Here is a 6,272-nt window from a genome sequence, read left to right as displayed (position 1 = left end):
CAAAATGCTCTAATCTGAGGCTTCCCTGAATCTACGGGGAAAATTCTCCCCTCCATCCAGAAGTAAAACGGATCCAGCCCTCCCTGGCGATGATTCAAAAGCTCTTCTCTGCGGCGTTCCAGCCTCTGCGGTGTTAAATCCGTGATTCCTCAGCGTAGTGCTCCGCATACGCCCATGAACCTCCGCCTCCTCTTCTCCCTCCTGCTGTTCCCCCTCACCACTTTCTCCGCAGTGGCAGCCGAGACCCTCATCCCCGCCGGTGCCGCCTCCATAGACATCACCCCCGACTACCCCGTGCGCCTCAGTGGCTACGGCGGCCGCCGCGCCCCCAACACTGGCGTCTCCCAGCACATCTTCGCCAAAGCCCTCGCCCTCGGGAGCGACGCCGAAGGCCCCGCCATCCTCGTCACCGTGGACAACGTCGGTATCCCCGCCTCCATGCGCGCCGAAGTCCTGCGCCGTCTCACGCAGGACACCAAAGCCACCGACGCCCGCTTCGCCCTCTGCTCCAGCCACACCCACTGCGCTCCCATGCTCATCGGCGTGCTCCCCAATCTCTTCGGCATGGACATCCCCGCCGAGCACCTCCCAGCCATCGAGCGCTACACCCGCGAACTCACCGACCACATCGAGAAAGCCGCCCGCGCCGCCCTCGCAAATAGAAAGCCCTCCTCCCTCGCCTGGGGCATCGGCAAAGTCGGCTTCGCCGCCAACCGCCGCCTCTTCCCATTAAAGCCCATCGACCACGACCTCCCCGTCCTCCGCGTCACCGGCACCGATGGCAAAGTCCGCGCCATCTTCACCAGCTACGCCTGCCACTGCACCACCATCGGCATCGATGAAATCCACGGCGACTGGGCCGGCGTCGCTCAAGAAGCTCTCCAGCGCGAATTCCCCGGAGCCATCGCCCTCACCGCCCTCGGCTGCGGAGCCGATCAAAATCCCAATCCCCGCCGCACCATGGAGCTCGTCAAACAATACGGCGAAGATCTCGGCACCGAAGCCAAACGCATCGCCACCAGCGAACTCAAACCCCTCAACGGCCCGCTCGCCTGCCAATCAAAACAAATCGAACTCGCCTTCGACACCCTCCCCACTCGCGAAGAATGGCAAACCCTCGCCGCCTCCAAAACCCCCGCCATTGCCTACCACGCCAAGAAGAATCTCGCCCGTCTCGATCGCGGCGAAAAGCTCCCCACCCAACTTCCCTACCTCGTCCAACGCTGGAGCTTCGGCAATGACATGGCCATGGTCTTCCTCCCCGGCGAAATCACCGTCGATTACTCCCTCCGCATCAAGCGCGAATTCGACCGCTCACGCATGTGGGTCAACGGCTACTCCAACGACGTCCCCTGCTACGTCCCCTCCCGCCGTATCCTCGAAGAAGGCGGCTACGAAGGCGCGGGCGCCATGGTCTATTACGACCGCCCCACCAAGTTCGCCCCCGATGTCGAAGACCGCATCATGGCCGCAGTGCACGCCGTCACCCCCAAAGAATTCCTCACCCGCCCAGAACAAATCAAACCCGCTGAATCACCATCAGCCATCGCCTATCCCGACCACTCCAACCTCCTCATCGTCCGCGACTCCAAAGGCACCGAGCGTCCCGTCCAAACCGCCGCCGACTGGGCCGAACGCGTCACTCACATCAAAAACAACATGCAGCAAGTCATGGGCCCCCTCCACGACACCTCCCGCTGGACCCCGCTTGATGTGAAAATCATCTCCGAAGAAAAAACCGCCAAATACCTCCGCCGCAAAATCCACTTCACCCCCGAACTCGGCGACCACGTCCCCGCCTGGCTCCTCATTCCAAACGAACTGCCTGCCAGCGGCAAAGCACCCGCCATGCTCTGCCTCCATCAAACAACGAACATCGGCAAAGACGAACCCGCCGGCCTCGGCGGCAAGCCTTCGCTGCACTACGCCCACGAACTCGCCGAACGCGGCTACGTCTGCCTCGTCCCCGACTATCCCTCCTTCGGCGAATACTCCTACGACTTCAAAACCCAGGGCGCACATCGCGCCAGCGGCTCCATGAAAGCCATCTGGAACAACATGCGCGCCGTCGATCTCCTGCAAACCCTCCCGCAGGTAAACAAAGACCGCATCGGCGTCATCGGCCACTCCCTCGGCGGCCACAACTCCCTCTTCACCGCCGTCTTCGACGACCGCATCAAAGCCGTCGTCACCAGCTGCGGCTTCACTCCCTTCCACGACTACTACGGCGGCAAAGTCGCCGGCTGGACCAGCGACCGCTACATGCCCCGCATCCGCGATGTCTACGAAAACAACGCCGACAAAATCCCCTTCGACTTCTACGAAATCCTCGCCGCCATCGCCCCCCGCGCCGTCTTCTCCAACTCCCCCATCAAAGACAGCAACTTCGACATCACCGGCGTCCGCAAAGCCTTCACCAAAGCCGCCGATATCTACTCCCTCCTCAAAGCCGAAAACAAACTCACCCTCGTCACCCCCGGCGCCCCCGGCGCCCCCCACGACTTCCCCGACCCCGAACGGAAAGCCGCATATCAGTGGCTCGATCAAATGCTAAAATAATCTCAGGCGCGAATGGCACTCAGTTAAGAACCATCATCGCGAATAGAGCGCCGCAGACCAAAGCGCCCCGGAGCGCGGACTTCCAGTCCGCAGCACTCCGCAAGCACCCATGCCTCCGCACGTCTCCTCATCCTCTCAACCTCCAGCGAGCCCTCCTGCTCCTCATTTCTTCACCAACGTCGGCTCCGCCCAGATCGCATAGTTGCTCTTGGAATCAACACCGCGTGAAGTGAGCGCAAGCTGAAGCTCCGAAATACCCGTGACATCACACTCCAGCAACTTTGCCGGATCAGTCCCATTCAGAATAACTGTCGTCAGCACCTTGCCATCCCCGCTGATCGTAAATTCAACGCGCCCCTTGGTCCCCAATTCCGGATGCAATCCGGCCAGCACCGTGAAGCGCGAATAAACATCTTTCGGCAGCAAAAAAGTCAGCGCCTTCCCCATGCCCGCGCTGATCCCGTTTTTGAACTCCTGATTGCCGGATCCGACACAAAGTTTGAGCGGCATGTCCGTGTTTCCACCCGCCAATATGACCCCGCTCCGCGCATACCCCCAGTTCGGAGAACTGAAAAACTGCGACTGCGGATAGTAGCAACTGGCCGCCTCCAGCGGAAAGAAGCTGCCAATTTGCACCTGCTTGAGCGCCGCCTGCTCTTCCGCTGCAAACTTCTGCATCCCGAGGCAAAGGATCGTATAAACCGCATCCGCCACCACCTGCGCATCCATCGTCGCCGCCCGCAGCTGATGCTTCACGACACTTTCCTTGTCCTCCTTGTACAGCGCCTGGATGATCGGCACCGTGGTGCTGCGCGCATTGAGAATTTCATCGTGCACCCGGTGCATGAGCCTCCATGCAGCTTCATTCACCGTGGTGCCAAGCAGTGCAGGCTTGTACCCCTCAATGCTCACCTTGAAGTCCCCGTTCTCAATCGGTCCATGCATGAGCTGGCCCTTCATGGCATCCGTCGGCGGCAGGAACTGCTGCAGCAGCGTAAACATGTTGTCTCCGGGCACCGTGTGCGAAGGGCTGCCATAATCTTCGATCTGATGGCAGACCGTGCCCATGTAACGCGCTGCATCGCCAGGCTTCCCGTTGCGCAGAGATGCAACCGCCTGCTCCATGAAGTAACGCATCGCTTCAAGATATTCCGGCTGCTGCGTCGGCAGGTGCAGGATTTTCAAATACACCTCATTGGGAACTGACTCCATCTTGGCATACTTTGCGTTTTCCTTGTCCGAGAACACATGGTCCGGAATCATGCAGTAGTTGTCGCCAAGTTGCGTCAATTCACCACCCAGCACCTCCTTTTGCCACGCCGGCAAAACCTCCAGCGCCGCTCTTGTGATGGCATGATGCGGCTCACCCCAGCCCAAGACCAAGGAGGGAGTTGCAAGGGGCAAAAGAGCGGCAAATGCGAGCTGTCTCATTGTGATTGAAGTTAATACTAAAGTTACTGAATGCGAAAAAGGGGTGCGCCAAACCGTAGGTTTGAAGTGATAACAATGAAAGCACCTCTTAAAGCATGGATGATCGTGATGCTCGCCGGAACGAGTTTCGCGGCGGAATCGTCGCGCCCCTTAAGCTTCGTCAATGATATTCAACCCATCCTCACCAAGGCGGGATGCAATGCAGGCGTGTGCCATGCCAAGGCGATCACAGGGCAGCGCGGCTTCCGTCTGAGCGTGCTCGGTTTTGAGCCTGAAGAAGATTACGAGGCCATCGTGAAGCAGGGGAAGGGACGGCGTGTGTTTCCACCGGCACCTGAGGAAAGTCTGCTGATCACCAAGGGCGCAGCCATCGTGCCGCACACGGGCGGGAAGAAGCTGGAACCGGGCTCCGAAGACTACAAGATGCTCGTGCGCTGGATTGCCGAAGGCATGAACTATGCGCAAAAGGATGAGGCCAAGCTGAGCAGCATTTTGGTGGAGCCTGCGCGCGTGACGATGAAAGTTAAAACCACGCAGCAGCTTAAAGTAACCGCACGCTACTCGGATGGCAGCAGCCGGGATGTGACCAAACTGGCGCTCTTTGAAGCCAATGACCGCGCCATGGCCGAGGCAGGAGAGCAGGGATTGGTGAAGACCTTGGATATTCCCGGCAACGTGGCCGTGATGGTGCGCTTTGGTGGCCGTGTTTCCGTTTGCAGCGTCTCAATTCCACTGGGTGCGCCCGTTGACTCGCTGCCCCCGGTGAAGAATTTCATCGATCAGCATGTGTTTGCCAATCTGAAGCAGATCGGTGTGCCACCTTCGCCCCTCTGCGATGACTCGACCTTTCTGCGCCGCATCTCCCTCGACATCGGTGGTCGCCTGCCCACAGCAGAAGAGACAAAGGCTTTCCTGGAGAGTCAGGCGCCTGACAAGCGGGACCGCGCCATCGAGACCCTTCTGAACAGCCCCGACTACGCGGACTACTTCGCCAACAAATGGACTTCGCTTCTCAAGAACACCCGTTCGGAAGCGGCGGACATCACCTCGAACTTTGCCTTCCATGCCTGGATGCGCGACAGCCTTCTGGCAAATACCAAGTACGACCAGATCGTGCGACAGATCCTCGCCTCCACCGGTACCATCGTTTCAAATCCTCCGGTAGCTTGGTACAAGCGCGTGAAAGAGCCCACCACGCAGCTGGAAGACGTTGCACAGCTTTTCCTCGGCGTGCGCATGCAGTGCGCGCAATGCCATCATCATCCCTTTGAGCGCTGGACGCAGGCTGAGTATTATCACCTCGCTGCCTTCTTCAGCCAGATCGGTCGCAAACCGACCGCCATTGCCGGTGAAGACCTCATTTTCCACAAACGCGGCACCGCGCAGACCGAGCATCGTAAAACCCGCGTGATGCTGAAGCCAGCAGGTCTCGGCGAGCCGGAACTCGACATCGCTCCCGATGACGATCCCCGCCTCGCGCTGGTCGACTGGATGAGCAAGAAGGACAACCCCTTCTTCGCCAAGTCGCTCGTGAACCGCTACTGGAAGCATTTCTTCAAGCGCGGTCTCGTCGAGCCCGAGGATGATCTGCGTGACACGAATCCGCCGACCAATCCCGATCTCTTCGAGGCGTTGGCCAAAAGCTTCACGGACAGCGGCTACGATTTGAAAGCACTCGTGCGCACCATCACGCAAAGCCATGCATATCAGCTCAGTTCCACGCCGAACCAGTACAATGCCGTTGATCGGCAGGCCTACTCCCACTACTACCCAAGACGCATGACGGCCGAGGTCATGCTCGACAGCATCGACATGGTCACCGGCTCCAAGACCGACTTCGCCGATCTGCCGGCCGGTACACGCGCCATATCGCTGCCGGACAACAGCTACAACCGCGCCGCGCCTTTCCTCAAGGTCTTCGGCCGTCCTGAGGGGGCCAGCGTCTGCGAGTGCGAGCGCGTGTCGTCCGCCAGCCTGGCGCAAAGCCTGCATCTCATGAATGCCGCCGACGTGAAGGCCAAGCTCACCGCCAGCGGCGGACGTGCTGAATCCTTGAGCAAGGCCGAGATGCCCGAGCCCAAGCGCATCCGTGAACTCTACCTTGCCGCCTTCTCCCGCGAACCCACCGCCGATGAAGTGCGAATCAGTGAAAATTATGTCGTCAAGCCCCGCACTGATGCAGCCGGTAAACCGCTCGATTCCCAGCGTGCCAAACGCAACGGCTACGAAGACCTGCTCTGGGCTCTGCTGAACACGAAGGAATTTTTGTACAATCACTAATC

The 6,272-nt window shown here is 59.6% G+C and carries 3 protein-coding genes; 2 read left to right on the top strand and 1 reads right to left on the bottom strand.

The annotated features are described in order from the left end of the window. Positions 1 to 174: 174 nt before the first annotated feature. On the top strand, positions 175 to 2,559 hold the full coding sequence (locus AC24GY_RS22920; protein WP_487687620.1) for an alpha/beta hydrolase family protein: 2,385 nt from the start codon (positions 175 to 177) through the stop codon (positions 2,557 to 2,559). 162 nt (positions 2,560 to 2,721) lie between these two features. On the opposite strand, the gene AC24GY_RS22915 is transcribed toward AC24GY_RS22920, so the two are convergent. Next, positions 2,722 to 3,990 carry an NPCBM/NEW2 domain-containing protein gene (locus tag AC24GY_RS22915; RefSeq protein ID WP_487687618.1) on the bottom strand — a complete coding sequence of 423 codons (1,269 nt, stop codon included), beginning with the start codon at positions 3,988 to 3,990 and terminating at the stop codon, positions 2,722 to 2,724. A gap of 75 nt (positions 3,991 to 4,065) precedes the next feature. On the opposite strand from AC24GY_RS22915, the gene AC24GY_RS22910 reads away from it, so the two are divergent. Next, positions 4,066 to 6,270, top strand: coding sequence for a DUF1549 and DUF1553 domain-containing protein (locus AC24GY_RS22910; protein WP_487687615.1), 2,205 nt, complete (start codon positions 4,066 to 4,068; stop codon positions 6,268 to 6,270). The last annotated feature ends 2 nt before the right edge of the window (positions 6,271 to 6,272 follow it).

Source organism: Prosthecobacter sp. Pr1 (assembly GCF_057652315.1).
The sequence above is the reverse complement of the archived record's forward strand: the minus strand, read 5'-3'. Positions and strand labels throughout refer to the sequence as shown.

What these genes read in the sequence shown, in the direction of transcription:
- AC24GY_RS22920 (WP_487687620.1), top strand. Translation starts at nt 175, where the DNA reads ATGAACCTCCGCCTCCTCTTCTCCCTCCTGCTGTTCCCCCTCACCACT.
- AC24GY_RS22915 (WP_487687618.1), bottom strand. Translation starts at nt 3,990, where the DNA reads ATGAGACAGCTCGCATTTGCCGCTCTTTTGCCCCTTGCAACTCCCTCC.
- AC24GY_RS22910 (WP_487687615.1), top strand. Translation starts at nt 4,066, where the DNA reads ATGAAAGCACCTCTTAAAGCATGGATGATCGTGATGCTCGCCGGAACG.